This is a genomic window from Mycobacterium sp. URHD0025, assembly GCF_000426065.1.
Lineage (GTDB): Bacteria > Actinomycetota > Actinomycetes > Mycobacteriales > Mycobacteriaceae > Mycobacterium.
This window is the reverse complement of record NZ_AUEQ01000007.1, coordinates 452,127-478,535: the sequence shown is the minus strand read 5'-3', so window position 1 is coordinate 478,535 and position 26,409 is coordinate 452,127. Positions and strand designations below refer to the sequence as shown.

General features: G+C 65.3%; 21 protein-coding genes. 7 read left to right on the top strand and 14 right to left on the bottom strand.

Going from position 1 to position 26,409, the window contains the following annotated elements; translation table 11 throughout:
• Positions 1 to 72 precede the first annotated feature (72 nt).
• From H977_RS0109860 to H977_RS0109845, 4 genes are all read right to left on the bottom strand, one after another.
• Positions 73 to 2,940: an MMPL/RND family transporter gene (locus H977_RS0109860; RefSeq protein WP_029107708.1), complete on the bottom strand. Its 2,868-nt coding sequence runs from the start codon at positions 2,938 to 2,940 to the stop codon at positions 73 to 75.
• Between the two features lie 40 nt (positions 2,941 to 2,980).
• Positions 2,981 to 5,881, bottom strand: coding sequence for an MMPL/RND family transporter (locus H977_RS0109855; protein WP_051288762.1), 2,901 nt, complete (start codon positions 5,879 to 5,881; stop codon positions 2,981 to 2,983).
• Positions 5,878 to 6,288 carry an MmpS family transport accessory protein gene (locus H977_RS0109850; RefSeq protein ID WP_029107706.1) on the bottom strand — a complete coding sequence of 137 codons (411 nt, stop codon included), beginning with the start codon at positions 6,286 to 6,288 and terminating at the stop codon, positions 5,878 to 5,880. Before H977_RS0109850 ends, H977_RS0109855 begins: the two co-directional genes overlap by 4 nt.
• 526 nt (positions 6,289 to 6,814) lie before the next feature.
• Complete coding sequence (locus tag H977_RS0109845; RefSeq protein WP_029107705.1) at positions 6,815 to 7,711, bottom strand: hypothetical protein; 897 nt, start codon at positions 7,709 to 7,711, stop codon at positions 6,815 to 6,817.
• Between the two features lie 251 nt (positions 7,712 to 7,962).
• On the opposite strand from H977_RS0109845, the gene H977_RS0109840 reads away from it, so the two are divergent.
• Entirely contained in the window at positions 7,963 to 9,258 is a 1,296-nt protein-coding gene (locus H977_RS0109840) for an adenylate/guanylate cyclase domain-containing protein (RefSeq protein ID WP_051288779.1), read from the top strand.
• On the opposite strand, the gene H977_RS0109835 is transcribed toward H977_RS0109840, so the two are convergent.
• From H977_RS0109835 to H977_RS0109800, 8 genes are read right to left on the bottom strand one after another with little or no spacing between them, the layout of a single operon-like run.
• On the bottom strand, positions 9,255 to 9,740 hold the full coding sequence (locus H977_RS0109835; protein WP_029107703.1) for a Dps family protein: 486 nt from the start codon (positions 9,738 to 9,740) through the stop codon (positions 9,255 to 9,257). The genes H977_RS0109840 and H977_RS0109835 overlap by 4 nt on opposite strands.
• Positions 9,741 to 9,799: 59 nt before the next feature.
• Positions 9,800 to 11,572 carry a DUF2339 domain-containing protein gene (locus tag H977_RS0109830; RefSeq protein WP_029107702.1) on the bottom strand — a complete coding sequence of 591 codons (1,773 nt, stop codon included), beginning with the start codon at positions 11,570 to 11,572 and terminating at the stop codon, positions 9,800 to 9,802.
• A 43-nt stretch (positions 11,573 to 11,615) separates the two neighbouring features.
• Entirely contained in the window at positions 11,616 to 12,266 is a 651-nt protein-coding gene (locus H977_RS0109825; RefSeq protein ID WP_029107701.1) for a response regulator, read from the bottom strand.
• A complete protein-coding gene (gene macS, locus H977_RS0109820) occupies positions 12,263 to 13,423 on the bottom strand; it encodes a MacS family sensor histidine kinase (protein ID WP_029107700.1) in 1,161 nt (386 codons plus the stop codon). Before macS ends, H977_RS0109825 begins: the two co-directional genes overlap by 4 nt.
• Before the next feature lie 60 nt (positions 13,424 to 13,483).
• On the bottom strand, positions 13,484 to 14,338 hold the full coding sequence (locus H977_RS0109815) for a sulfurtransferase (RefSeq protein ID WP_029107699.1): 855 nt from the start codon (positions 14,336 to 14,338) through the stop codon (positions 13,484 to 13,486).
• A gap of 10 nt (positions 14,339 to 14,348) precedes the next feature.
• Entirely contained in the window at positions 14,349 to 15,101 is a 753-nt protein-coding gene (locus tag H977_RS0109810; protein WP_029107698.1) for an amino acid ABC transporter ATP-binding protein, read from the bottom strand.
• A gap of 17 nt (positions 15,102 to 15,118) precedes the next feature.
• On the bottom strand, positions 15,119 to 16,024 hold the full coding sequence (locus tag H977_RS0109805) for an amino acid ABC transporter permease (RefSeq protein WP_029107697.1): 906 nt from the start codon (positions 16,022 to 16,024) through the stop codon (positions 15,119 to 15,121).
• Positions 16,025 to 16,031: 7 nt separating this feature from the next.
• Positions 16,032 to 16,916, bottom strand: coding sequence for an ABC transporter substrate-binding protein (locus H977_RS0109800; RefSeq protein WP_029107696.1), 885 nt, complete (start codon positions 16,914 to 16,916; stop codon positions 16,032 to 16,034).
• Positions 16,917 to 17,123: 207 nt separating this feature from the next.
• Between H977_RS0109800 and H977_RS0109795 the strand changes: the two genes are divergently transcribed.
• The 6 genes from H977_RS0109795 to H977_RS0109770 all read left to right on the top strand — a co-directional run bounded on the left by H977_RS0109795 (position 17,124) and on the right by H977_RS0109770 (position 24,054).
• Positions 17,124 to 17,723, top strand: coding sequence for an HdeD family acid-resistance protein (locus H977_RS0109795; protein ID WP_036475529.1), 600 nt, complete (start codon positions 17,124 to 17,126; stop codon positions 17,721 to 17,723).
• Between the two features lie 90 nt (positions 17,724 to 17,813).
• Positions 17,814 to 19,307 (top strand): cytochrome ubiquinol oxidase subunit I, encoded by a 1,494-nt coding sequence (locus tag H977_RS0109790; protein ID WP_029107694.1) that lies wholly within the window; start codon positions 17,814 to 17,816, stop codon positions 19,305 to 19,307.
• 15 nt (positions 19,308 to 19,322) lie between these two features.
• Entirely contained in the window at positions 19,323 to 20,363 is a 1,041-nt protein-coding gene (gene cydB, locus H977_RS0109785) for a cytochrome d ubiquinol oxidase subunit II (protein WP_029107693.1), read from the top strand.
• Positions 20,364 to 20,413: 50 nt separating this feature from the next.
• Positions 20,414 to 21,964: a thiol reductant ABC exporter subunit CydD gene (cydD, locus tag H977_RS0109780; RefSeq protein ID WP_029107692.1), complete on the top strand. Its 1,551-nt coding sequence runs from the start codon at positions 20,414 to 20,416 to the stop codon at positions 21,962 to 21,964.
• Complete coding sequence (locus tag H977_RS0109775) at positions 21,954 to 23,486, top strand: ATP-binding cassette domain-containing protein (RefSeq protein WP_029107691.1); 1,533 nt, start codon at positions 21,954 to 21,956, stop codon at positions 23,484 to 23,486. Before cydD ends, H977_RS0109775 begins: the two co-directional genes overlap by 11 nt.
• 10 nt (positions 23,487 to 23,496) lie before the next feature.
• Complete coding sequence (locus H977_RS0109770) at positions 23,497 to 24,054, top strand: DUF4190 domain-containing protein (protein ID WP_029107690.1); 558 nt, start codon at positions 23,497 to 23,499, stop codon at positions 24,052 to 24,054.
• Positions 24,055 to 24,060: 6 nt separating this feature from the next.
• Here H977_RS0109770 and H977_RS0109765 read toward each other — a convergent pair whose 3' ends face one another.
• Both H977_RS0109765 and pyk read right to left on the bottom strand, forming a co-directional pair.
• Positions 24,061 to 24,933, bottom strand: a complete 873-nt coding sequence (locus H977_RS0109765) for an acyl-CoA thioesterase II (RefSeq protein ID WP_029107689.1) — start codon at positions 24,931 to 24,933, stop codon at positions 24,061 to 24,063.
• 50 nt (positions 24,934 to 24,983) lie between these two features.
• Entirely contained in the window at positions 24,984 to 26,402 is a 1,419-nt protein-coding gene (gene pyk / locus H977_RS0109760; RefSeq protein WP_029107688.1) for a pyruvate kinase, read from the bottom strand.
• Positions 26,403 to 26,409: the final 7 nt, after the last annotated feature.

The window sequence follows — 26,409 nt, the reverse complement described above, 5'->3', positions numbered from 1 at the left end:
CCGACAGTTCCGACTGTAATCGGCCCCCGACCGTCTCGCCCATGAATTGCCCAGGTCGGCCACGGCACGAAATCAGGCCTCCTGCTTGACCAGTGGGTCGGCGGGAAGCGTCACCGGGCCCAGAACCGCACTGGCCGGCCGCTGCCGCACTCTCAGCGGCCACCAGAACCACCGCCCGAGTAGCGCGGCGATCGCCGGCGTCATGAATGCACGTACCACCAGGGTGTCGAACAACAGCCCGAGCCCGATGGTGGACCCCACTTGCCCGATGATGCGCAAGTCACTGACCACCATCGACAACATGGTGAACGCGAACACCAGGCCCGCGGACGTCACCACCTTGCCCGTGCCGCCCATCGCCCGGATGATGCCCGTGTTGATCCCGGCGCCGACTTCTTCTTTCATCCGCGACACCAGCAGCAGGTTGTAGTCCGAACCGACCGCCAGAAGCACGATCACCGACATCGCCAGCACCAGCCAGTGCAGTTCGATGCCGAGGATGTGCTGCCAGACCAGCACCGAGAGGCCGAATGCCGCGCCCAACGAAAGCGCCACCGTGCCAACGATCACCAGCGCGGCGACCAAACTCCGCGTCACCGCCAGCATGATGCCGAAGATCAGACAGAGCGCTGCCACACCCGCGATCAGGAGATCGTATTTGGACCCGTCCCGCAGATCCTTGTATGTCGCAGCCGTACCGGCCAGATGGATGGAGGCGTTCTGCAGCGGCGTCACCTTGATCGCTTCCTCGGCCGCTGTCCGCACGGCGTCGACCCGGGAAATGCCCTCGGGTGTTCCCGGATCCCCGCGGTGTGTGAGGATCAGCCGTACCGCCTTGCCGTCCGGCGAGAAGAACAGGCTCATCGCGCGTTGGAAGTCCTTGTTCTCGAACACTTCCGGAGGCAGATAGAAGGAGTCGTCATTCTGGGCGCCGTCGTAGATCTTGCCCAACGCGTTGGCGTTCGAGGACGTCTCCTCCATGATCGTGATCATCCCGGACATGGTGCTGTGCATCGTCAGCATCATGGTCCGCATCGACTTCATGATCTCGATCATCGGTGGCAGCTGAGTGACGAGTTGAGCCTGTAAGGCATCCATCCGTACCAAGTTGTCGAGCAGTTTGTGCATCTGTTGGCTGAGCTTGTCCGTGCCGTCGAGCGCGTCGAATACCGATCGGATGGCGAAGCACACAGGAATGCCGTAGCAGTGCGGCTCCCAATACAGATAATTGCGGATCGGCCGGTAGAAATCGTCGAAGCTCGCAACGGTCGCCATCAGCTGATCGGTGAGTTCCGCTGTCTCACCGGTCAAATCAACCGTGTTGTGAGTGATCGAGCCGATCAACTTCATGAGGTTGTGGGTGCCCTGCATCTGGGTGATCATCTTCTGCATGTCGTCGGCCTGCTTCAACATGCCATCCATGCGATTTTTGGCGAACGGCACGATCTGCCGGAGCGCGGCGCTCTGCAGGCTGATCTGAAAAGGGATCGACGTGCGCTCGATCGGGCTTCCCTCAGGACGGGTGATGCTCTGTACCGTGGCTATGCCCGGGACCCCGAAGACTTGTTTTGCCAATTTGTGCAGGACCAAGAAATCTGTCGGATTGCGCATGTCATGGTCCGCTTCGAGCATCAGGATGTCAGGCGTCATCCGCGACTCGGGAAAATGTCGCTCGGCGGCCGCGTAGCCCTGATTGGCCGGAATGTCTTGCGGCACATACAGGCGGTCGTCGTAACTGGTCTGGTACCCGGGCAGCGCCAATAGTCCGACGAACGCCACCGTGCACGCCGCGGCCAGAATGGGCACCGGCCACCGGACCACCGCCGTCCCCACCCCGCGCCACCGACGGACCATGAGCTTCCGTTTCGGTTCGAACAGGCCGAATCGGCCGCCGACGGCAATGACGGCCGGGACGAGCGTGACGGCCACCGCGACGGCCACCGCCATACCCACGGCGGACGGAATGCCCATCGTTTCGAAATACGGCAACCGGGTGAAGCTCAGACAGTAGAGAGCGCCGGCGATCGTCAAACCTGAAGCCACAACCACTTTGGCGACGCTGCGATAGGTGGTGTAGAAGGCCTTTTCGCGTTCCTCGCCAGCTTGGCGCGCCTCGTGATATCGCCCGACGAAGAATATTCCGTAGTCCGTACCGACGGCGATCCCGAGCGACACCAGGAGATTGACCGCGAAAGTGGAAAGCCCGATGACGTCGTGCTCACCCAGGAATGCGACGACTCCCCTGGCCGCCTGCACCTGTATGCCGACCATGATCAGCAACAGCACGACGGTGGTGATGGAGCGATACACGAACAGCAACATCGCGAGGATCACCACCAGGGTCACCAGGGTGATCTTCAATATCGATGTATCGCCGGCGTGGTTCATGTCGGTGATCAGAGGCGAAGGACCTGTGACATAGGCCTTCAGCCCGGGCGGCGGTGGCGCGTTGTCGACAATGCCCCGGACCGCTTCCACAGATTCGTTGGCCAGGGCTTGGCCCTGGTTTCCCGCAAGGTTCAGCTGGACATAGGCACTCAGATCGTCGGTGCTTTGCACACCGGAACCGGTGAGCGAGTCGCCCCAGTAGTCCTGGACGTGCTGAACGTGCGTCGTATCGGCCCGCAACTGGCGAATCAGCTCGTCGTAATAGCGGTGCGCGTCTTCACCGAGGGGCTGCTCCCCCTCCAGGACGATCATCGCCACGCTGTCGGAATCGGATTCCCCGAACACATCCCCCATGCGCTGCATCGCCTTGAACGACGGCGCATCTCGGGGTACCAGCGATACCGAACTCTCCCGCCCGACCTGCTCCAGTGAGGGAACCGCAAAGGTGACGACGGCGGTGATCGCCAACCACCCGAGGATGATCGGCACCGACAGTCGATAGATCGCCCGAGCGATCAACGGTGGTCGGTCGCTGGTCTGCCGGTTGCTCATGCGGCCTTCACCGCACGGAAGTGAGGCGCTTTCATGACGGTCAGCGCTCTTCCCTCTGCAGGATGGAACGCACGAGCTGGCCGCGGCCTGCGGGGCGCCGTGATGCACTGAGCGGACGTGGGTGCACCCGCTGCGGCCACCAGAACCACCGCCCGAGCAGCGCGGCGATCGCAGGTGTCATGAAGGCGCGCACCACCAGGGTGTCGAACAACAGGCCGACGCCGATGGTGGCTCCCAGCTGCCCGATGGTGACGAGATCGCTGACCACCATCGCCAGCATGGTGAACGCGAACACCAGTCCGGCAGCCGTCACCACCTTGCCGCTGCCGCCCATCGCCCGGATGATGCCGGTGTTGATCCCCGCGCCGATCTCCTCTTTCATGCGCGATACCAGCAGCAGGTTGTAATCAGAACCCACCGCGAGAAGAACGATCACCGACATCGCCAGAACCACCCAGTTCAACGGCATGCCGAGGATGTGCTGCCAGATGAGCACCGAGAGGCCGAATGCCGCGCCCAACGACAGCGCCACCGTGCCGACGATGACCAGCGCGGCGATCAGACTGCGAGTGACGATCAGCATGATGCCGAAAATCAGGCACAGGGCTGCGACAGCGGCGATCAGGAGATCGTAGGTGGACGCTTCCACCAGGTCTTTGACCGACGCCGCGGTGCCGGTGAGATAGATCGTGGCGTTTTGCAGCGGGGTGCCCTTGAGCGCTTCTTCGGCCGCGGTTTCGATCGGGCCGACCAGTGACATGCCCTCAGTCGTCGCCGGATCGCCGCGTTGCGATATCAGCATGCGGGCGGCCTTCCCATCCGGAGACAGGAAGATGTCCATGACGCGCCGGAAGTCCTTGTTCTCGAACACTTCCGGAGCGAGATAGAAGGAGTCGTCGTTTTGTGCGGCGTCGAATGCCTTGCCCATCGCGGTGGCGTTGTTCGACGTCTCCTCCATTTGATCCATGATTCCGGACATGGTGCTGTGCATCGTCAGCATCATGGTGCGGGTGGATTCCATGGTCGAGATCATGACCGGAAACTGCTCCGCCAATTGCGGGAGAATTTCGTCGAGCCGATCCAGATTGGCAACCAGGTCAACCATTTTGACCGTGATCTGGTCAATACCGTCGAGCGTGTCGAACACCGACCTGATCGACGAGCAGATCGGAATCGTGTAGCAGTGCGGATCCCAATAGAAGTAGTTGCGGATCGGCCTGAAGAAATCATCGAAATTCGCCACATGATCGCGCAGCATGTTGGTTGTCTGCTGCAACTCGTGGGTATCGGCGACCATCTGGTGCGTGGTGGCGACCATCTCTTGCGTCAGCGCCTGCATGCGCTTGACGATGGTGATCGTTTTCTCCATGTCCTCGGCCTGCACCAGCAGATCGTCCATGCGGTTCTTCTGGAACGGCATCAGATGTGTCTGTGACGCGTTGCTCATGCTGAGCATGAACGGAATCGTCGAGTGTTTGAGCGGCTCGCCGCCGGGGCGGGTCGGCGCCTGAACCGTGGAAACTCCAGGCACGGACAGCACACCCTTGGCCAGCTTGTTCAGCACCAGAAAATCGACGGGGTTCCGCATGTCGTGATCGGCCTCGATCAACAGGATGTCGGGCGCCATCATCAATGACTGCGGAAAATGTCGGGTGGCCGCCGCATAGCCCACATTGGCGGGGATGTCTTGCGGGATGTACTTCTGATCGTTGTAGCTGGGCTTGTAGGCGGGAAGCGCCAACAGGCCGATCAGCGAGACCGCGCATGTCGCAACGAGAATGGGCCCGGGCCACCGAACGACGGCCGTGCCGACCTTCCGCCACCGCCGGACCGCGATCTTCCGCTTGGGCTCGAACAACCCGAAGCGGCTGCCCACCGCGATGACCGCAGGGACGAGTGTGACGGCCACCGCTACTGCGGCGACCATGCCCACGGCGGTGGGAATGCCGAGGGTCTGGTAGACGGGTAGCCGGGTGAAGTGCAGACACAGAATCGCCCCGGCGATCGTCAAGCCGGAACCGACGACCACCTTGGAGACGCTGCGGAAAGTCGTGTAGAACGCGGTTTCCTTGTCCTCGCCGGCTTGGCGCGCCTCCTGGTAGCGACCGGTGAAGAAGATGCCGTAATCGGTTCCCGCCGCGATCGCGAGCGCTACCAGAAGATTGACGACAAAGGTGGTGATACCGATGACGCCGAGAGTGCCGAGTAACGCGACAACCCCTCTGGCGACGGTCAATTCGATGCCGACCACTACGAGCATGAGAATGACGGAGATTATCGATCGATATACGAGCAACAACATCACGAAGATCACCGTGAGGCTCAAGGAGGTGACCAGAGCCACCGTCCGGTTGCCGGCGGGGCCCAGATCCGCTGCGAATGCCGTCGGTCCCGTGACGTAGGCCTTGATCCCCGGCGGCGCCGGTATCCCATCGACGATCGCTCGCATCGCCTCGAGGGATTTGATCGCCGGGATCTCCTGGTTGGCAGTGAGGGTCACCTGCGCATACGTGGCCTTGCCGTCGACACTCTGCGCGGCACCCTGGGTCAGCGGATCGCCCCAGAAATCCTGGACGTGCTGCACGTGGGTCGTGTCGGCTTTCAACTGACGAACCATCTCGTCGTAATAGCCGTGCGCCTGGTCGCCCAGAGGTTGCTCGCTCTCGAGGACGATCATCGCCACTGCGTTCGAGCCGGATTCGCCGAACAGCTCACCCATGCGGTTCATCGCCTCGAAAGACGGTGCGGCAGTGGGATCCATCGCTACCGCGTGGTCCTTCTCCACCATTTCCAGAGAGGGAACGGCGACACTGAGGATGACGGTGACGGCCAACCACCCGATGATTATCGGCACCGAGAGCCGGCGGACCATCCGAGCCACGAACGGCGGGCGCTCACCTATCGACAACGGCTCCGTTGCCGGTTCGCTGTCCGTGCTCATGCGGCCTTCAGCACGCAGAAGGTGAAGGCGCTGACGCCTTGCCGGACCTTCTCGTCTTTCACTTCATCGCCGACGATGATGCGGCAACCGATGCTGTCGGTGTTGCCCTGCGCGGTGACGTTTCCCATCGCCGTCGCATCCGAGATCGGGAACTCCACCGACCATGGCAGTGTTGCCTCTTTTATGAGTCGCGGCTCGGCATCGGCATCGAAGTAGCTGATGGTCGCCACCGTCCCCGGTGGACCGAACACCTCGTAAACCAGGTGCTTGGGGTCGTGGGGACGCTTCTCCTCACGTTCGGCGCTGGTGTATGTGGGGCGAGTCTGACTGCCGAAGACACCGTGAAGTCGCGACACGGTAAATCCGCCTGCAACCGCAACCATCACCAGCACCAGCGGAATCCACAGCCGCTTCAGGATCCTGAAAATCGCGAGTTCCTCCGACTGTCTCCGCGCCGGCACCGTGTCCGGTGCACAAACATGCATTTGCAGATCGGATGCGAACAACCGAGCCCCGAATACGGCGTATCCGAGGCTCGAACGTGCACGAACGTACCTCCAACATGTGGCGTGGCTCGATGACCGCACCCGATCCCGAAGAGTAAACCATGCCCGTGCGTCAATATGGCGCAAACGACGGACATTGGCGGAATCGCCTCAACGCCTTGGTAATCACCGCAAAGGTGCACCCGCTGGCACACCAGCCGGCCCTGCGATCATCGGCACGGCGAGGTCACCGGTGAGCTCGTGCGATCCCGCTGAAAACCGAGAACCGCCTATGAACTTTCTATGAAAGGACCACGAAGTACACCATTTGCTGCGCCCCGGTCAGCGGATGCCATCCGCCGTGATGAATCCATCCGGCGCACCGATCCGCACCGCTCATTCACCCCTGGCGCCACGGGTCCCGGAGCCACCAGACCGCGGAGCGCGCTCAGGGCAGGAATCGGGCGATCTGCGGTGACGGCAGGGTCTGCGCAGCACGAGCCTGACGGAAACCGGCCACACCGCCGGCCGCCGTCATCAACACCATGCCGCCGAGGCCGGGCAGCACGGCGAACAGCAGGTCGGAAGTGCTGGCCGTACGCAGGTAGTCGGCATAACCGATCCGAAAGGACGCCGGCACCGAAAGTGGCTGTGCCGCCGGAGGTTCGGACTGAGGTGCGGGAGCGCTCGGCGCGCTTGGCGCTGCCGGAGGCGCACCAACCGGCGGTGCCGAGGGTGCCGAGGGTGCCGGGGCCGCGATGACCGGTACCGCGGGAACGACCACCGGTGCCGGTGCGGCAGGAGCGCTCGACGCCGCCGGAGCCGGAGCTGCCGGCGCCTTCGGCGGGGTGGACCGGATGACGATCTTCCGGCTGCTCGGGGCGGTGGGCACCGGCGCGAGATTCGGGGCCCTGCCCACATTGCCGCCAGTCGGGGCTCCTCCGCCGCCGCCACCGGACACGACAGCCGACGGCGCCTGTGGTGCCGCGGCGCTGCCGCCGGTGGTTATCGCCGCAGTGGGAGCCTGCTCGGCCGCGCCCGCGACACGCGCCGACTGCGGAGCCTGTTCGGTCGACGCCGAACGGGCTGCCGGCGCCGACGGCTCGCCGGCACCCACCTTGACCTTCGGCCCGGATGACGCATTGGATCCCGTAGACGCATTGGGTCCACCGAGACTCCCATTGGATTTCCGCGACCCGCCGTTGCGCTGGGCGCCGACCTTGGCGCCGTGATCGGACTTCTTCTTCTTTTGCTTGTGATCGAAGATGTGCAGGACATCGACGTCGATTCCGAACAGATCGGCCGAGGCCACCGCGGTGCCGACCGTCCCTGGTCCGGCCACCATGGCGCCACAAGCGATTGCACAGCCAGCTGCGGTGCTGCGCACCCATGACCGGTCCACGAAAAGATCCCCCCGGAAGAGATCGGCGGCACAATACCGCGCTCACTGGAACAAGTTCCCATTGTGACATACCGATGCCAGACAAGGTTTGCTGGATTGCTCCTGCAAGCAGCACGGCCAATGTCGACCGGTCAGGTGGTCGACGGCGATACCCTTTGTCGGTGGTGGTCAGCGAGTTCCGCCGCTCGGTGTGCATGCCCGAGATGGCGCTGAACAACCGCGTACCGGCCCGCACCCGGCACTACGCCGAGAGCGTGTCGAGCCGTTTGCGCGTACTGACCATCGCGACGTGGATCGCGGCCGCGGTGTCGGGAGGGTTCGGAATCTTCCAACTGGTCCTCGGCGGGCCCATGTGGCGGTTCGGATTCGTCAACCTCGGATCCGCCGCGCTGTTCCTGCTGGTGCCGCTGCTCTACCGGTTCGGTGAGCTCATCGCGCCGCTGGCGTTCTTCCTGTTCGCCTACGCATCGGTGTCGACCATGTGCTTCGCCGTCGGGACCGGTTCGGGATTGCAGTTCTACTTCGTCGTGGCGGCGTCGCTGGCGGTGCTGGTGTTGGGAATCGAGCGCATCGTGCTGGCGGGGACGTTGGCCGCGCTGGCAGTGGGCGCCGCGATCGTGCTGGAAATCCTGGTCCCCAACGATCGCGGGCTGGGGCCATCGTGGGCGCTGACGGCGGGCTTCGTCCTTTCGGCGGTCTCAGCCGGAGTGATGGTGTTTGCCACTGTCTGGATGTCGTTACGTGAGATCGCTCGGGCCGAACAGGCGATGGAAGCCGAATACCAACGATCCGAGCAACTGTTGGCCAATATTCTGCCCGCCACGATCGCCCAGCGACTGAAGGAACCGTCACGCACGATCATCGCCGACAACTACGACGACGCGTCGATCCTGTTCGCCGATATCGCCGGGTACACCGAACGGGCCAGCGATCTGACCCCGACCGATCTGGTCCGCTTCCTGGACCGGCTGTATACCGATCTCGATGCGCTGGTGGATCGCCACGGTCTGGAGAAGGTGAAGACCAGCGGTGATTCCTACATGGTGGTGGCCGGCGTACCCAAGCCGCGGACCGATCACATCGAGGCGCTGGCGTGCCTGGCCCTCGACCTCGCCGAGGCCGTCGCCGACCTGAAAGATCCGCGTGGGCGTGCCGTGCCGTTGCGGATCGGCCTGGCGGCCGGGCCCGTGGTGGCCGGAGTGGTCGGAGCCCGCAAGTTCTTCTACGACGTCTGGGGTGACGCCGTCAACGTCGCCTCGCGTATGGAGACCACCGACATCGCCGGCCGAATTCAGGTGCCGCAGAACGTCTATGACCGGATCTGTCACTCATTCGTGCTCGAGGAACGTGGCGATGTGGAGATCAAGGGCAAAGGGCTCATGCACACCTGGTACCTGGTCGGGCGCCGCGACGACGAGGCGGCACTTGCCGGGCTGGAAAATCCGGGCCCGCCGCGTGCCGCCTCCGTCGTGCCGCCTGCCGGCGTTTAGACCTTGCGGTTCTCCGACTTGATCAGCCACGCCAGCTTCTCCAGACCCTCGATGAGCTGGTGCAGGATGTCGGCGGTGGTGGGATCGTGGGCATCCACCGCATCGTGCACCTCGCGCAGCGTGCCCACCGTCGCGTAGATCCGCGTGGTGATGAGGTCGACCACCTCGCCGGTGCTCCGCTCGTAGGCGGGGAACTCCGGAAGCGTCGTGCTCGCTACGACGGTGTCCGACCGACCGTCTGGGACGGCGTCCAACGCACGCATCCGTTCAGCGATCGTGTCGCTGCCCTCCCTGGCGAAATCGACGACTTCGTCGAGCTGGAGGTGTAGATCCCGGAAGTTCGTGCCGACGACATTCCAATGCGCCTGCTTGCCCTGCAGCCCGAGCTCGATCAGGTCGACGAGCACCTCCTGCAGATGGCCGCCGAGCTCCGGTGCGGCCTGGAAACCCTGGATTTCGGATTCGTTTCGACGTGTACTCATGCCATGCACAACGCGTCCTATTCTGGAATCAATCCAGATAATGGATTCTGTGCCCGGGCTCACAACGGCTGCCCATCGACAGCGCGATCCTGCTGGTTGAGCAGCCGCGCGTATGCCGCGCCCATGCCCAGCAGAGCCAGTCCGACGACGATGAACACCGCAACCCGGAACATCCCGTCGAGCGTGCCCAGGTCGAAAAGGAACAGTTTCGCCATGGCCGCGGCGACGAGCGCCATCCCACCGCCGATCGGCAGCGAACGCTGCTCTCGGGGACGACGCCCCGCGTGACCGAGCAGTCCGGCCGCCACGGCGATCCAGCAGATCGTCGCTGCCATGTGGCCGGCGAAGAACCCGGCACCCGTACCGCCGACGACAACGCCGGCCGTGACGGTGAACATCGTGACCGCGTACCCGGCTGCCACGGCGGCGAACACCCACACCAACCGCCCCACCTCATGATCGGCCTCGCCGTCGGCCGAGAATGCCCATGCGATGGCAGCGGCCGCGGCGATCGCCAGGAAGCTGCCGATGAGCACCGAAACCGTAAGGCCGACAGATAGTTCCGTGGCATCCAGCAGGGTTTCGGGACCGGCCACATCAAGGTAGATCATGCCCCCGGCCACGGCCAGGCCGACCGCGATCCACCGCGTCACGCCACGACGACGTCCGGCGATTGCGACCACCGTGGCCATCGCCAACAGCACCGGACCGGCCACGGGACCGTCGAAGGCCACCAGCACAGCGATCAGTGCGGCCGCGGCCGCGAGGACCGACCACACCTGGCGGACCACGAGGCTCAGGCCCGGCACCCGCTCGCCGAGGGCCACGATCGCCACCAAGGCAGCTGCCAGCGCCGCTGCCAGCAGCGCGGCAATGGCACGGTCTACGGCAGCGGCCACACTGAGCACCGGGAGGACACCTACCGCCGTCAGGATTGCCGTCGCCGCCGGATTGGTGGTCGATCGCAGGACCAGCAGCCCACCCGTCAACGCCAGCACAGCCGCAAGTCCGCAGGTCAGCGCGAGCATGAGGTCATGCCTGCCATTGATCGACGCCGCCCCCAGTGCCATCACAAGCGGCAATGTGGGTGCCGCGACGCGCGCGGCGTGCAAGCGCAGCCAGTCCCGTCCGAGCTGCGCCGGGAGCGCGGCGGCCGACAAGGCCAGCATGAATCCGATCAACAGCAGTGTCACCCCGTCGGTGACCACGGGAGCCAGGGCGATCAGCGGCAGCAGCACCAAAAGAGCAAGAGGTTCGGAGTTCCACCGCCGTGCCAGCGTCAGGCCGCACGCACCGATCGCCGCGGCCGACGCCAGACCGACCGGCGCCGTTACCCAGTCATAGATCGTCGTCACGGCGATCACGTCGATGTATGCGGCGGCGACACCGGTCGCCGCCACTGCGATCGCACCGACTCGTCCGCCCGTCCGGCGATGCAACCGCCATCCGACACCGAGCAGCCCCACGGCCAGGACGGCACCCGCGGCCACCCGGAACTCCGGCCGCAGGATGCCCGCCTGCGCCGCCAGGACGAGCAGCAGCACCACACCGGTGAGCGTCACCGTCACCCCGGCAACCGCGAGCGCCTTGCCGATCCAGCCTTCCGAACGTTCCCGGCGAGGCGCGGCGACGGGCTGTTGCGGCACCGACGGGACCGCAGCCACCCACGGCGTCGACATCGTTGGAGGCGCAGGCAATGGCGGTGGGACGGGCGCCTGCTCGAACGTCCGGTGCAACTCCGCCAGGTCCGCCGAAACCCGGTTCACATATGCCGAGATCGCAGCGAGGTCGGACGACATCCTGGCCATCACAACGCGATGAGGTTCGCTCATGTGGCCATCGTGGCAACAAACCCGGCTGCCGTGATGAGTAGGACTACTCGTCGAGGCCGTGTTCGATGGCATAGCGGGCCAATTCGACACGGTTGGCAACCTGCAACTTGCGGAACGTGGCCTGGACGTGGTTCTCGACCGTACGGTGGCTCAATGACAGGCGCGTGGCGATCTGCTTGGCCGTCAACCCTTTTGCCACGTAGCGCAGCACCTCGGTCTCGCGCTCGGTCAGGCTCGGAGTGGCCGGGCCGTCGTCCGGCCGCTGCGCGATACGCCGGTACTCCCCCAGTACCAGTCCGGCCAGGCCCGGGGTGAACACCGCGCGCCCCGCCGCGGTGGCCCGCACCGCCGCCGTCAGCTCGACTTTCGACGCGCTCTTCACCAAATATCCGGTGGCTCCGGCCTTCACCGCTTCCAGGACATCGTCGCGCTCGTCGGAGGCCGAGAGCACCAGCACCCGCGACGACGGCGACACCGTGAGTACCTCAGCGGTGGCCGTGGCGCCGCTGCCGTCGGACAAGCTCATGTCCATCACCACCACATCGGGCAACACCACACCAGCCCGCCTTCGCGCCGAATCGACGCCGTCGGCTGTGGCCACCACATCGAAGCCCTCATCGGCCAGATCGCGTGCCACCGCATCGCGCCAGATCGGGTGATCGTCGACGACCATCACGGTCAGTGCCTCGGTCATCGCTGTCCCTCCTCGAGCGCGGAACGCCCTGCGGACGAGCGGGGCAGCGTCAGCTCCCATTCCGTGCCGCAACCCGGCGCGGTGTGCAACTGGGCCTGCCCGCCCAACCAATCCATCCGGCCCACAATCGATTTCGAGATCCCCACATGTCCTTCACGGACCGCCTCGGCAAGCCGCCCGGCGCCGATGCCCACGCCGTCGTCGCGGATACTCACCGTCACCGAATCCCCCAGGTCTTCCAACAGCACGAAAACCCGGGCATCTGGCCCCGCGTGCGCGGTCGCGTTGTCCAGGGCATTGCTCGCCGCGGCGAGCAACTCATCTGCAGCCTCGTGATCGAGCAGCACCGGATCTGCCGGCAGACTGACCGAAATCCGATCCGAGGCGCGGGCCCGCAGCAGCGCGCCGATGTCGACAGCCCCTCCGGTGCGCACCTCCGGGTCGCGAGCGCTGACCAACCTGCGTAGCGCCCTCTCCTGCTCCCCGGCCAACTCTGCCAATTGAGCTGTCTCGCCACCGATTTCACGTCCGCGCCGTGACACCAGGGCCAACACCTGAATGGCGCCGTCGTGTACCCGGCGGGACAGCCGTTCTCGTTCTTCCAACGACGCGGCCAACCGGACCGCCTGCTCCAACTCGGCGTGCGCACGACGCGCCGTCTGGGCGGCCATGCCCACCGCCAGTCCCACCGCAAGCTCGATGACGATGGTGGCGTTGCGGCCCAGGTTGACGCTGACATAGCCCTTCAAGGTGGCCGCGGCAGCCATCACCGCCAGACCTGTCGCCATCCCCCCGACCGGGCCGAACTGCAGCGCCGCCGAAATCGTGGCGTTCGTCGCCCACAAGGTGGTGGGCCACGACTGGTTGTCGGCGATCCAGTGGTCGGTCGCAACCAATTCGGTCGAGAGCATGAGGACCAGGACCACCAGGATCTCGGCGGTCACCCACGCCGGGCGGCGCCCGAAACCCTGCAGGTAGGCGATCCCACACGCAATGCTCCAGGCGATCAGTACCGCGCACAGCGCCCCGGCGAGTACCGGACGTGCCAGATCGTCGTTGATCGCGATCTGAAACCCCACCGCGTACAGGCAGCTCAGCAGCCGAAAGATCTGCGCGGCACGCCACAACGGCGTGACCGGGTCGGGGCGGCGCTGCATTGGCTCAGCATAAAGTTGCCGGGCAGTGCCGGGGAGCACCGATTTCGCGCGTCGGCGCGGCTATTCGCCCCTGGCCACAGGCCGGTCCGGATCCGACGCCCACTCCGACCACGACCCCGGATACAGCGCCGCGTCGACGCCGGCTGCAGCCAAGCCTGCCACCGCGAGCGCAGCCGTGACCCCTGAACCGCAGTAGGTACCGACGGTGGCATCGCCTGCCGCGCCACGGTCGGCGATCAGGGCGTGAAGACGGGCAGCCGGCAACAACGTGCCGTCCTCGGCGAGCAACTGCGTGCTGGGCAGATTGATCGCCCCGGGGATGTGGCCGGCGACCGGGTCGACGGGTTCGTTGTCTCCGCGGAATCGTTCCGGTGCCCGCGCGTCCAGCAGTACGTCGACGCCGGACTGCGCCTCGCCCGCGGTGAGGGTGCGCAGTGCGCCCCGGTAGAGGTCGGTGTGGACCACGTCGACGTCGCCGGGCCCCGGCGTTACGGGGCCGCGCTGCAGGGATCCGCCGGCGGCGGTCCAGGCCGCCAGACCGCCGTCGAGAATGCGGACGTTCTCGATCCCGGCCGCGGACAGCACCCACCAGGCGCGCGCGGATCCGGCGCGGTTCCAGTCGTCGTAGACGACGGTGGGGACGCCCTTGCGCATGCCCCAACGACGTGCCGCTCCCTGCAGGGCCGACCCGGAAGGCAGCGGATGGCGACCACGGTCCGTGACCTTGTGATCTGCCAGTTCATCGTCCAATGAGACATAAACGGCACCGGGCAGATGACCGGCCAGGTAGGCCTGTTCGCCATCAGGTTGTGCCAGCGACCAGCGCACGTCCAGCACCGTAACCGGATGCCCCGAGGCGATGAGCTCACGTAGTTCACCGACGGTGACGAAGACGTCTTCTCGTGTGGAGACCACGTGATCGACGCTACATCACCTTGGACAGAAACTCCTTTGTGCGTTCATGTTTGGGGTTGGCCATCACCTCGCGAGGAGGGCCGGTCTCCACGATGACGCCGCCGTCCATGAACACCAGCTTGTCGGCGACCTCACGGGCGAAACCCATTTCGTGGGTCACCACCACCATGGTCATGCCCTCGCCCGCGAGTTTCTTGATCACCGCGAGCACCTCGCCGACGAGCTCGGGATCCAGTGCCGAGGTCGGCTCGTCGAACAGCATCAGCTTCGGGTTCATCGCCAGCGCCCGGGCAATGGCCACCCGCTGCTGCTGCCCGCCCGACAGCTGGGCCGGATAGGCGTCGGCCTTGGCGGCCAAACCCACCTGATCGAGCAGGTCCTTGGCCCGGGCCAGCGCCGCGTCCTTCTTCATCTTCTTGACGCGAACCGGCGCCTCGACGATGTTCTCCAGCGCTGTGCGGTGCGGGAACAGATTGAAATGCTGGAACACCATGCCGATGTCGCGGCGTTGCCTGGCCGCATCGCGCGGCGCCATCTCGTGCAACTTGCCGCCACGCTCGCGGTAACCGATCAAATCGCCGTCGACGTACAGCCGGCCGGCGTTGACCTGTTCAAGGTGATTGATGCACCGCAGGAATGTCGACTTGCCCGAACCGGACGGCCCGACCATGCACAGCACCTCGCCCCTGCCGACGTCCAGGGTGACGCCCTTGAGAACGTGCAGGGCACCGAAGCTCTTGCATACGCTCTCGGCCCGCACCATCGGTTCGGCTGCGGCGGTCATGGATGCGGTTCTCCCATCTGCGCTTTGGCCAGAGCCTCGAGCTGCTTGGTGGTCAACTTGCGTGATGCGCCGCGCGCGTAATAGCGCTCGAGGTAGTACTGACCGACCATCAGGACGCTGGTGATCGCCAGGTACCAGGTGGAGGCCACGAGTAGCAACGGCACGGGCTGGAACAGCTGAACCCCGATATCCTTTGAGCGGCCGTACAACTCGAAGCTGTAGGGCACGGCGGTGACGAGCGAGGTGGTCTTCAGCATGCTGATGAACTCGTTGCCCGTCGGGGGGATGATCACCCGCATCGCCTGCGGAAGCACAGTGCGCCGCATGGTCATTCCCCACGACATGCCGAGCGCCACCGACGCCTCGGCCTGACCCTCCGGAACCGAATTGATGCCCGCCCGGATGATCTCGGCCATATAGGCAGCCTCGTTGAGACCCAAGCCGAGAACCGCCAGCCAGAACACATTCGGATCCGACAGGCTGAACTCGAAGAACGTGGGACCAAACGGTACGCCGAGCTGAATGTTCCTGTAGATCACGGGCACCAGGCCCCACAGCACCAACTGCACGTAGATCGGTGTGCCGCGGAAGATCCACAGATAGGCCCACGACACCGCTTTGAGGACCGGGTTGGGCGACAACCGCATCACGGCGAGGAGCACGCCGAGCACGAGGGCCAGCGCCATCGAGTAGATGGTCAACTGCAACGTGTTCCAGGCGGCTTCCGAAATGCGTTGGTCGAAGAGGTACTTGGCGTACGTCTCCCACCCGTATGCCTCGTTGGTTGCCGCACCGTAGACGAACAGCCCGAGCAGGATGACGATGACCACCGCCGCCACCCAGCGCCACGGATGCCTCAGCGGGACGGCATCGATGGCGGCAGGCGGCGATCCATCGGTCATCGGCGACTCAGCTGACTGCACCGTTGATGACCGGCTTCTCGACCATCCCGTTCTCGGCGCCCCAGTTCGCGGCGACCTGCTTGTAGGCACCACTGTCGATGAGGTGCTGCAGTGCCTGCCTGAGGGATTCGGCCAGCGGTGAACCCTTCTGCACAGCCCACCCATAAGGCGCGGAATCGAAGATCTCCCCCGCAGCCTCGAGCTTGCCGCCGCTCTGCTTGATCGCGTACGCCGTGACCGGCGAGTCGGCCGACATGGCATCGGCCTGCCCGAGCATGACCGCACTGGTGGCCGCGGTCTGATCGTCGAACTTCACGACGTTGATCGTCGGCTTGCCGGCCTCGAGGCACTTCTGGATGCGGGCCGGCATCTCTTCGGTGTCTTGCACTGTCGCCGTCTGCACCGCGATCTTCTTGCCGCAGGCGTCTTCCGGATTGATACCGGCGCCGACCTTCTGCGCCCACGCCGAGCCGGCCTCGAAGTAGGTGACGAAGTCCACCTGCTCCTCACGCTTTTTGGAGTCGGTGAACGAGGACATCCCGACGTTGTAGTTGCCGCCTTGCACCGACGGGATGATCTTGTCGAACAACGACGCGCGGTACTCCGGGGTGAGGCCCAGCGTCGCGGCGATGGCATTCATCAGATCGACGTCGAAGCCGATGATCTTGCCCGCGGGGTCTTTGAATTCGTTCGGCGGATACGACGGATCGGTCCCGATGATCAGCTTGCCACTCGATTTGATCGGCTCGGGCAGCGTGTTGGCGATCGCGTCGACCTTCTCGGCCGACGCCGCGGTGGTCTGGGTGGCCGGGCCGCTGCTGTCGGTATTGGTGGCGCAGCCAGACAACGCGAACGCGCCGCTCGCGGCGACCACCACCGCGAAACGCCACACCTTCCGTCGACGGGGATGACATCCAAGTGTCACGGTTGCCTCTTTTCTCTGTCTGCGGCTGTGGTCGGGCTCTCCCGAATCGGAGACGTTAACGGCCCGCGGCCAAGGATGCACCGCCGGTAACGGAACCTTAACGAGCATGCTTCAACGCCACAGCCGTAACGCAAAAACCGCGATCTACATCTACGTTTGTGTCAAACTGCCTGCATGGAAACCACTGCTTCGCCAAACTTGTTGCCACATCTGTGGAAATCGACGCTGGTTTCAGGGATTCTCGCTGTCATTCTCGGGATCCTGGTCCTGGTATGGCCCGGCATCACCATTCTGGTCGCGGCGATTTTTCTCGGCGTCTATCTGTTGATCACCGGCATCTCCCAGCTCGTCCTGGCATTCAGTCTGCGCTCATCGGTCGGGGGGCGCGTGTTGCTGTTCATCGGCGGTGCCGCGGCACTCGTGCTGGCCGTGCTGTGCTTCATCAGCTTCTCCAACGACCTGCAATCAGCGGTCGAACTGCTGGCGATCTGGATCGGCGTCGGATTCGTCTTTCGCGGTGTCGCCACGGCGATGTCCGCCATCGGAGATCCCGCGCTGCCGGGCCGGATCTGGGAGATCATCATCGGCATCGTCAGCGTCATCGCGGGCATCATCATGTTCGTCGCTCCGTTGGAGGGGCTGGTCGCCCTGGCTCAGGTCACCGGCATCATCCTGATCGTCGTCGGGGTGTTCGAGGTGATCTCGGCCTTCGCAATCCGCAGCGGCGCCAAGCAGCTCAAAGCCGCGTTCTCGCCGCAGGGTTCTGCGTCGTGACGTAAGACACCGGTCAGGGTCATCCGCCGGTTCCCGACTATCTACTACACTTCGTCGTAGATTGATCTGAGACCTCGGAAGTAGGGCCAGATGGACGCTTTGGACGTGTCACGGTGGCAGTTCGGCATCACCACCGTGTACCACTTCATTTTCGTTCCGCTGACGATCGGATTGGCACCGCTGATCGCCGTCATGCAGACCGCGTGGGTGGTGACCGGCAACGAGAGCTGGTACCGACTCACGCGGTTCTTCGGCAAGCTGTTCCTGATCAACTTCGCGATCGGCGTGGCGACCGGCATCGTGCAGGAATTCCAGTTCGGCATGAACTGGAGCGAATATTCGCGCTTCGTCGGCGACATCTTCGGCGCACCGCTGGCATTCGAGGGTCTGGTCGCCTTCTTCGTCGAATCCACCTTCATCGGATTGTGGATCTTCGGTTGGACGCGACTGCCCAGGGCGATTCACCTGTTCTGCATCTGGATGGTCGCCTTCGCGGTCAACGCGTCGGCGTTCTTCATCATCGCGGCCAACTCGTTCATGCAGCATCCGGTCGGCGCCAAGTACAACCCGGAGAGCGGTCGTGCGGAGCTCATCGACTTCGTCGCCCTGCTGACGAACAACACTGCGGTCTGGGCCTTCCTGCACGTCGTAGCCGGATCTCTGCTCACCGCGGGCACCTTCGTCGCGGCGGTCAGTGCCTGGCTGATGGTTCGGGATCGGCGCCGGGCAGCCCGCGCCGAGAGCGTGGACGCCCCGGCCGCCGAACTCGCCGCCGACTCTGCCGGAATGTACCGCCCGGCAACGATTCTGGGCAGCGTGGTGGCATTGGCGGCCGTGGTCGTGCTGTTCTTCACTGGCGATGTCCAAGGCAAGCTGATGTTCGTCCAGCAACCGATGAAGATGGCGTCGGCCGAATCGCTGTGTGACACGGCGACCGATCCCGACTTCTCGGTGCTGACCGTCGGCACACACAACAACTGTGCCAGCGTGAGCCACGTGATCGAGGTTCCGTACGTGCTGCCCTTCCTGGCCGAGGGCAAGTTCAGCGGCGTCACCCTGGAGGGCGTCAACGATCTGCAGCGGCAATACGAATCACGGTTCGGCCCCGGCGACTACCGGCCGAACCTGTTCGTCACCTACTGGTCCTTCCGGGCCATGATCGGCCTGATGCTGGTACCGCTGACCTTCGCCCTGCTGGCGTTGTGGCTCACCCGCGGTCGTCGACTACCCGATCAGCGGTGGTTCGGCATTTTCGCCCTGATCACCCTGCCGACACCATTCCTGGCCAATTCCGCGGGCTGGGTGTTCACCGAGATGGGGCGTCAACCCTGGGTCGTGGTGCCCAACCCGACCGGTGACCAGATGGTGAGGCTGACCGTGCAACAAGGTGTCTCAGATCATTCGGCCGGCACGGTGTTCTTCTCACTCGCGGTCTTCACGCTGCTCTACGGCGCTCTCGCAGTCGTCTGGTTCTGGCTGATGCGTCGGTACGTCACCGAAGGACCCCAGGAACACGATTCCGAACCGGCACCTCCCACGCCTCCGGGCGAGGACGAGTCTGCCCCCTTGTCTTTCGCCTACTGAGAGGACTGATCGCAGATGGGACTCCAAGAGGTTTGGTTCCTCCTCATCGCCGCGCTGTTCCTCGGGTTCGTGGTGCTGGAGGGCTTCGATTTCGGTGTCGGGATGCTGATGGCACCGCTGGGCAGGGCGGGCGAAGGTGATCCGGAAAGCCGCAGACGAGCGGTGCTCAACACCATCGGACCGGTGTGGGATGCCAATGAGGTGTGGCTCATCACGGCGGGTGCTGCCATGTTCGCCGCATTTCCGAACTGGTATGCCACGTTGTTCTCGGCGTTGTACCTACCGCTGCTGGCAATCCTGTTCGGGATGATCCTGCGCATCGTGGGAATCGAATGGCGCGGCAAGATCGACGACACCAAATGGCGTAAATGGGCCGATCTCGGCATCGCCCTCGGATCGTGGTTACCCGCCATTCTCTGGGGTGTGGCGTTCGCAATCCTGGTGCGTGGTTTGCCGATTGACGCCGATCATCGCGTCAACGCTTCCATCGGTGACGTGCTCAACGCCTATACCCTGCTCGGCGGACTGGCCACCGCGTCGCTGTTCGCGTTCTACGGTTCGGTGTTCATCGCCCTGAAAACCGCTGGGCCCGTGCGCGATGACGCCTTCCGGTTCGCCCGGGCACTGACACTTCCGGTGATCCTGCTGGCCGGCGGCTTCGGGCTGTGGACGCAGCTGGCCCACGGAAAACCGTGGACCTGGGCGCCGCTGGCGGTCGCGGTTGTCGCGCTGCTGATCTCGGTCGCACTCATGTGGTCGCGGTCGCGGGAAGGCTGGGCCTTCGTCGCCACCGTGGTGGTCGTGGCAGCTGTCGTGGTCCTGCTGTTCGGTTCGATGTACCCGCATCTGTTGCCGTCCACCCTCAATCCGGAGTGGGGCGTGACGATCTACAACGGCTCGTCGACTCCGTACACCCTCAAGATCATGACCTGGGCGTCGTTGACATTGCTGCCACTGGTCCTGGTGTACCAGGGCTGGACGTACTGGGTGTTCCGCAAACGGATTTCGGCCGATCGCATCCCGGCGCCCGTCGGATTGTCACGGCGGTCGGTCTGAATCTCTGGCGCGCACTCGGCGTCCGCGGCGCCACCGGGTCGACGAAGGTTCTGCGGCGCCATCTCCTGGCGGCCGTGGCGTGCGGTGTGACGATCAGTGCCTGCACCATTGCCGCAGCCGTCGTGCTGGCCCACATCGTTGCCGCGATCATCACGGAACCGGGCTCGGCGACCCGCCACGGTGCGGCCCTCGCAACGTTGTCGGCGCTCTGGGTTCTGCGCGCAGGTGCACAGTGGCTCCAGGGCCGGCTCTCACAACGCGGCGCGACCGCCGTCATCGGCGAGCTGTCCGGCCAGGTGCTGCACTCGGTAACCGCCGAGCCGCCAAGGCGATTGGCGGCCGACCGCGATGCCGCCGCCGCGGTCGTAACCCGGGGCCTCGACGGGCTACGTCCCTACTTCACCGGCTATCTGCCCGCGGTGGTGCAGGCCGCGGTCCTGACCCCGCTGGCGGTGGTGGTGATGGCGTGCTACGACCTGCAGGCCGCGGCGATCGTGGTGATCGCCCTTCCCCTGATCCCGATATTCATGGTGCTGATCGGTCTGCTCACCGCCGAGCGGTCGGCGGCATCGCTTGCCGCGATGACCACCCTGCAGGCCCGGCTGCTCGATCTGGTGGCGGGCATCCCGACGCTGCGGGCGGTCGGCCGGGCCGGCGGATCGGTTCAACGGATCACCGAACTGGCTGCCGCGCATCGTCGTTCGGCCATGGCAACATTGCGGATCGCCTTCCTGTCCTCCCTCGTTCTCGAACTGCTCGCCACTCTCGGCGTCGCCCTGGTGGCGGTAAGCGTCGGTGTGCGGCTGGTGTACGGCGAGATCACGCTGGCCGCCGGGTTGACGGTCCTGCTCCTGGCCCCCGAGGTGTTCTGGCCGCTGCGCCGGGTAGGCGCGGCCTTCCATGCCGCACAGGACGGCAAAACGGCAGCAGAACAAGCATTTCGGTTGTGTGAGGCGTACGTTCCGACCGAAGGTGGAGCCCGGGTCCCCGATACCGCACCGACGATCGAATTGGACCCCATGGGCCCGCCGATCGAACCGGGCCGGATCACGGTGCTGACGGGCCCCAACGGCGCCGGAAAATCCACTGCACTGCAAGCGATCCTCGGATTGACCACGCTGCCGTCCGGGCCCGTGCGGGTCGACGGGGTCGATGTCTGCGACCTGGATCTGAAGGCGTGGTGGCACACCATCGCCTGGCTGCCCCACCGGCCGGTTCTCATACCAGGCACCATCCGCGACAACCTGGAGCTGCTCGGACCGCTCGACGACCTCGACCGCGCCTGCCGCGACGCAGGATTCGACGATGTCCTCGACGATCTTCCCGAAGGTCTGGACACTCAGATCGGTCGTACCGGCGTGGGCTTGTCCCTGGGACAACGCCAACGACTCGGGTTGGCCCGCGCCCTCGGTTCCCCGGCTCGGCTACTCCTGCTCGACGAGCCCACGGCCCATCTGGACGCCGCATTGGAGCAGCGGGTTCTGAAGGCTGTCGTCGCACGCGCACAGTCAGGTGCCACGGTGGTGGTGGTCGGGCACCGGGATCCGGTACTGGCCATCGGCGATCGCGTGATCACGATTGGTGCCGCACATGTTTCGTAGCGATCCCCTGCTGCGGCTGACAGTGGAACTGCTGCGGCCCCGGTTGAGCCGGGTGGTTCTGGCGAGTGTGCTCGGGGTTCTCTCTCTGGGCAGCGCACTGGCGCTTGCCGGCGTCTCGGCCTGGTTGATCACCCGGGCCTGGCAGATGCCCCCGATTCTCGACCTGTCCGTAGCCGTGGTCGCGGTTCGCGCGCTTGGTATCTCGCGCGGCGTGCTCGGCTACTGTCAGCGCCTGGCCGCGCACGATACGGCGCTGCGGGCCGCGGCAAATGCCCGTACCGGGCTCTACCGCAAGCTCGCCTCTGGGCCCGACGACGACGCGACGCGGCTGCCCAGCGGTGAATTGGTGGCCCGGGTCGGTAGCTCCGTCGATGAACTGGCGGACGTGGTGGTGCGCTCGGTACTGCCCATCGTGGTCGCCACGGTGCTCAGCTGTGTGTCGGTCGGCGTCATCGCACTCATCTCACCAAGCGCCGCAGCCCTATTGGGACTGTGTCTGCTGATCGCCGGAGTCGTCGCCCCGGCGCTGACAGCTCGCGCTGCCAGCGCCGCGGAATCCGTTGCGGTCCAATATCGTAGCGACCGGGATTCGGCGGCGATGCTGGCGCTGGAGCATGCACCGGAGTTGCGGGTCAGTGGACGCCTCGACGAGGTGATCGCGACCGCGCAGCGACGCCACCGAGATTGGGGACAGGCCGCCGACCGCGCCGCGGCCCCGGCCGCACTGGCCGCCGCCATGCCCAGCATCGCCATCGGTGTCAGCGTCCTGGGTGCGGTCGTCGCGGGCATCGCCCTGGCTCCGACGACCGCGCCGACCACCCTCGCCATCCTGATGTTGCTGCCCCTGTCCGCGTTCGAGGCCACCACCGCACTGCCCGATGCCGCCGTCGGGCTCACCAAGGCCCGCATCGCCGCACGGCGCCTGCTCGAGCTCACCGAGAGCGCTCCCGGGGCCCGCCGGCGGCCCGCGGCTCCGGCGGTCGATCTGCCCGCGGGCGGCCGGCTCGCCGTCGTCGGCCCCAGTGGTTCAGGCAAGACCACGCTGCTGATGGCGCTGGCCGAGCGACTCAACGAGAGTCCCGGGCGCGCAGCGTTTTTCGCCGAGGATGCACACATCTTCGAGACGACGGTGCGGGACAACCTGCTCGTCGTCCGCGGAGACGCCACCGACTCCGAATTGCTCGCCGCGATCCGGCGGGTGGGCCTCGGCGAGTGGCTCGCGGCCCTGCCCGAGGGCCTGTCGACCGTGCTCGAAGGCGGCCACACCGCGGTCAGCGCCGGGCAGCGACGCCGGCTGCTGCTGGCCAGGGTGCTGCTGTCAGATTTCCCGGTGGTTCTGCTCGACGAACCCACCGAGAACCTCGATGCAGCGGACAGCGAGCGAATTCTCACCGAAATCCTCACTCCCGGTGATTGGTTCGCCGCAGAGCGGTCCGTCGTCGTGGCCACCCATCACCTGCCGGACACGCTCGACTGCCCCGTCATCGGTTGCCCGCAGCCCGGCACTGCCGTCGGCGGGTAGCCTCACAGGCATGACCGACGAGCGATCAAACCCGCCCGGGTCTGACGAACCCCAGCCGGGCGGGCCTCCCCCACCACCGGCCTACCCCTACGGGCCTCCTCCGGGCGCGTATCCCGGGGCCTATCCATCAGCCCCGCCGCCCTACGGCGGATACCCGATGCAACCAGCTCCGCGCAGCCCCGCCAACGGGTTGGGCACCGCCGCGCTCGTGCTCGCGATCTTCGGCCTGCTGTTGACCTGGTCGGTGATCGGCGGACTGATATTCGGCGTCACGGCGCTGATCCTCGGATTCCTCGCCCACGGCCGTTGCCGGCGCGGCGAAGCCACCAACAGCGGAGTCGCCGTCACCGGAATCGCACTCGGCGCGATCGCCTGCGTGTTGTCCCTGGTGTTCATCGGCATCTGGGTCTACTACGGCAAGCAATGGTTCGACGACGTCGGCGGCTCCGACTACGTGCACTGCCTGCAACAGGCCGGCGACGACCCCGCGGCCCAGCAGCGGTGCGAAAACGAGTTCGAGCGCCGGGTCGAGGATTCGTTCGGTGTGACACCGACCCCTACGCGCTGAGCGGACTCAGGCCTTGGGCCCGCCGGGGAAATACTTGACGATGCCCTCTTGCACCACCGTCGCCAGCAACTGACCCGATGCGTCGAAGAAATGTCCGGTACCCAGACCGCGCGATTCGGCCGCGACCGGCGACGTGGTCGAATACAGCACCCATTCGTCGAACTTGATCGGCCGGTGAAACCACACCGAATGGTTCATCGTCACCGCGAAGATCCGGTCGAACCCCCAGGACAATCCGTGGGTGGTGATGATCGAATCGAGCACCGTGGTGTCCGAGGAGTACACCAGGGCGGCGCCGTGCAGCACCGGGTCGTCGGGCATCACGCCTTGGGTCTTGAGCCAGACCCGGTTGTGGTCGAGCTTGCCGCCCTTCTTGCGCATCACCCAGGCCGGATCGTTGGTGTAACGCCATTCGATCGGCCGCAGCGCTTCCACGAAAAGCGGAACCGTCTTCTCGTAGCCGCGTAGCAGTTCATCGATCCTGGGCAACGTGTCCGGATGAGGAACCTCCGGCGCCGGCACGCTGTGCTCCAGCCCTCGGCCGCCGTTCATGTACGAGGTCATCACGGTGGTCAGCAGGTTGCCGTCCTGCATGACGTCCACCCGGCGGTTGGCGAACCTGCGCTCGTCGCGCAGCCGCACGATGTGGAACTCCAGATCCTTCTCGGGATCGCCGCCGGCGATGAAATGCGCATTCAACGCGCTCGGCGCCAGCTTGTGCTCCAGCGTGCGGCCGCCCGCGACGAATGCCTGCGCGACCATCTGCCCACCGAAGGTGCGCACCGGGTTCTTGCTCGGATGCGAACCGATGAACAGATCGTCGCCGACGCGTTCCAGATCGAGGACAGCCAGCAGCTCCGCGAAATCCGGGTGTGTCAAGGAATGCCTTTCGAGATCTTTGCAGGCGCTCTTTGGCAGCCGACCACTCGCTAGAGGTCGTCCTCCCCGATGCGGTGCACGTGGATCAGATTCGTGGAGCCTACTGTGCCCGGAGGAGCGCCCGCGACGATGACCACCAGCTCACCGCGCTTGTAGCGGCCGAGTTCGAGCAGCGATTTGTCGACCTGGCGAATCATGTCGTCGGTGTTCGACATCTGGGGCACGATGAACGTCTCGGTGCCCCAGGTCAGCGCCAGCTGGCTGCGCACCTCGGGCAGCGCGGTGAACGCCAGCACCGGAAGCGGGGTGTGCAGCCGGGCCAGACGACGCACAGTATCCCCGGACTGGGTGAAGGCGACCAGCGCCTTGGCGTCCAGCCGCTCGCCGATATCGCGGGCCGCGTACGAGATCACACCGCGTTTGGTGCGGGGAGTGTGGGTCAGCGGCGGCACCGTGACCGAGTTGTCCTCGACGGCCTTGATGATGCGGGCCATCGTCTTGACGGCCTCCAGCGGGTACTTGCCGACCGAGGTCTCGCCGGAGAGCATCACCGCGTCGGCACCGTCGAGCACGGCGTTGGCGACGTCGGAGGCCTCGGCCCTGGTGGGCCGGGAACTTTCGATCATCGACTCCAGCATCTGGGTGGCGACGATGACGGGTTTGGCGTTCTCCCTTGCCATCTGGATGGCACGCTTCTGTACCAGCGGCACTTCTTCCAGTGGCAGTTCGACACCGAGGTCACCACGCGCCACCATGATGGCGTCGAACGCCAGCACGATGGCCTCGAGGTTCTCGACCGCCTCGGGCTTCTCCAGCTTGGCGATCACCGGGACTCGTCGACCGACGCGATCCATGACCTCGTGGACCAACTCGACGTCGGCGGGTGACCGGACGAACGACAACGCGACCAGATCCACGCCGAGCCGCAACGCGAACTCGAGATCGTCGATGTCCTTTTCAGACAGCGCCGGCGCCGTCACGTTCATGCCGGGCAGGGACATGCCCTTGTTGTTGGAGACCGGACCGCCCTCGGTGACCGTGCACACCACGTCGTTGCCGGTGATCTGCTCGACCACCAGACCGACGTTGCCGTCGTCGACGAGCACCCTGTCCCCCGGCCGGGCATCCTGGGCCAGCCGCTTGTAGGTGGTCGACACCCGATCGTGGGTCCCCTCACAGTCGTCGACGGTGATCCGCACCGATTCGCCCGCCGCCCAGTAGGTCGGCCCCTCGGCGAAGCGGCCGAGACGGATCTTGGGTCCCTGCAAGTCGGCGAGCACACCGACCGCATGACCGGTGGAATCCGATGCCGCCCGCACCCGCTTGTAGGCGGCCTCATGATCCGAATAGTCACCGTGGCTGAAGTTCAGCCGTGCGACATCCATACCCGCCTCGACCAGAGCCCGCACGGACTCATCCGTGCTGGTAGCCGGGCCAAGCGTACAAACGATCTTTCCGCGTCTGCTCACGTCATGT

Bases quoted from the DNA above. Each gene is read 5' to 3' on its own strand.
- H977_RS0109860 (WP_029107708.1), bottom strand. From the start codon at position 2,940: ATGAGCAACCGGCAGACCAGCGACCGACCACCGTTGATCGCTCGGGCG.
- H977_RS0109855 (WP_051288762.1), bottom strand. From the start codon at position 5,881: ATGAGCACGGACAGCGAACCGGCAACGGAGCCGTTGTCGATAGGTGAG.
- H977_RS0109845 (WP_029107705.1), bottom strand. From the start codon at position 7,711: ATGGTGGCCGGACCAGGGACGGTCGGCACCGCGGTGGCCTCGGCCGAT.
- H977_RS0109840 (WP_051288779.1), top strand. From the start codon at position 7,963: ATGCCCGAGATGGCGCTGAACAACCGCGTACCGGCCCGCACCCGGCAC.
- H977_RS0109835 (WP_029107703.1), bottom strand. From the start codon at position 9,740: ATGAGTACACGTCGAAACGAATCCGAAATCCAGGGTTTCCAGGCCGCA.
- H977_RS0109830 (WP_029107702.1), bottom strand. From the start codon at position 11,572: ATGAGCGAACCTCATCGCGTTGTGATGGCCAGGATGTCGTCCGACCTC.
- H977_RS0109825 (WP_029107701.1), bottom strand. From the start codon at position 12,266: ATGACCGAGGCACTGACCGTGATGGTCGTCGACGATCACCCGATCTGG.
- macS (WP_029107700.1), bottom strand. From the start codon at position 13,423: ATGCAGCGCCGCCCCGACCCGGTCACGCCGTTGTGGCGTGCCGCGCAG.
- H977_RS0109810 (WP_029107698.1), bottom strand. From the start codon at position 15,101: ATGGTGCGGGCCGAGAGCGTATGCAAGAGCTTCGGTGCCCTGCACGTT.
- H977_RS0109805 (WP_029107697.1), bottom strand. From the start codon at position 16,024: ATGACCGATGGATCGCCGCCTGCCGCCATCGATGCCGTCCCGCTGAGG.
- H977_RS0109795 (WP_036475529.1), top strand. From the start codon at position 17,124: ATGGAAACCACTGCTTCGCCAAACTTGTTGCCACATCTGTGGAAATCG.
- H977_RS0109790 (WP_029107694.1), top strand. From the start codon at position 17,814: ATGGACGCTTTGGACGTGTCACGGTGGCAGTTCGGCATCACCACCGTG.
- cydB (WP_029107693.1), top strand. From the start codon at position 19,323: ATGGGACTCCAAGAGGTTTGGTTCCTCCTCATCGCCGCGCTGTTCCTC.
- H977_RS0109775 (WP_029107691.1), top strand. From the start codon at position 21,954: ATGTTTCGTAGCGATCCCCTGCTGCGGCTGACAGTGGAACTGCTGCGG.
- H977_RS0109770 (WP_029107690.1), top strand. From the start codon at position 23,497: ATGACCGACGAGCGATCAAACCCGCCCGGGTCTGACGAACCCCAGCCG.